The 983-nt window shown below is 60.4% G+C and carries 1 protein-coding gene; it reads right to left on the bottom strand.

The window, feature by feature from the left end:
- Positions 1-933 (bottom strand): aminotransferase class V-fold PLP-dependent enzyme (locus A3730_RS20630; protein ID WP_063538811.1); only part of this gene is annotated, 933 nt, incomplete at its 3' end.
- Between the last annotated feature and the right edge of the window lie 50 nt (positions 934-983).

The raw sequence follows: 983 nt of genomic DNA, 5'->3' as shown, positions 1-983 counted from the left end.
GTTTTTGTCTTGCAGCCCTTCGATCAGCCATTGCACCCGCTGTTGCAAGGCATCAGCCACCGCGTCCATGCCGGTATCCTGCAGCAGTGACAGGGAGGCATTCAGGGCATGGGCACCGAGCATGTTTGGGCTCCCGCATTCGAAGCGTTTGGCGGTAGTGGCGGGCTGCCAGTCCTTGCGGGTGTAATTGCCCGGATCGGCCACCATATGCCAACCATGCTGACGCAGAATCAATTGATCCTGCACCGCGCGGCGGCAATAGAACAGGGCGAGCCCTTCCGGGCCGAGCATCCATTTGTGGCCGTCGGCCACCACAAAATCAGCGTTTACCTGCTCTGCTGAGAACGGCAGTGTGCCGAGAATCTGGATGGCGTCCACACAGAAGAGTATGCCCTGGGCACGGCAGGCGGCGCCGATGGGAGCCATATCCATCAACAGGCCGGTGCCGTACTGGACGGCGGAAAGAGACACCAGGCGGGTGCGCGGACCCATGGAGTCAATGACATTCTGCTCCGGGTTGTCCCCCTCCAGATTGACCTCGATCACTTCCACCCCCTGGTTTGCCAGGGCCTGCCAGGGGATGCGGTTGGACGGGAATTCCTGATCACTGATGATAACCTGATCGCCAGCCTGCCATTCCAGGCCCTGGGCAATGACGGACAGGCCTTCGGAAGTGTTCTTGAGCAAGGCGATCTCTTCGCTGCTAACGCCTCCCACCAGCCAGGCCAAACGCTCGCGTAGCTGCTGCTCGACTTTCAACCAGTGTGGATAATCCCGTGCGCCGATGAATACATTCTGGCGAGCAAATTCGGTTACCGCGTCCTGGGTACGTTGTGGCCAGGGGGCGACGGCTGCATGGTTGAGGTAAAGCAGGCCGTCCTGCTGGGCAAATTCGGTGGCGATATCCGGGGGGCTCCCGTCAGAGTTGGCCATGTTGTGTTGCCTCCGTGCGCTGGGTTGAGCTGATGCGTGGCGGAAAACCA

This window comes from Alcanivorax sp. HI0044 (genome assembly GCF_001634945.1).
This window is presented reverse-complemented; position numbering and strand designations above follow the sequence as displayed.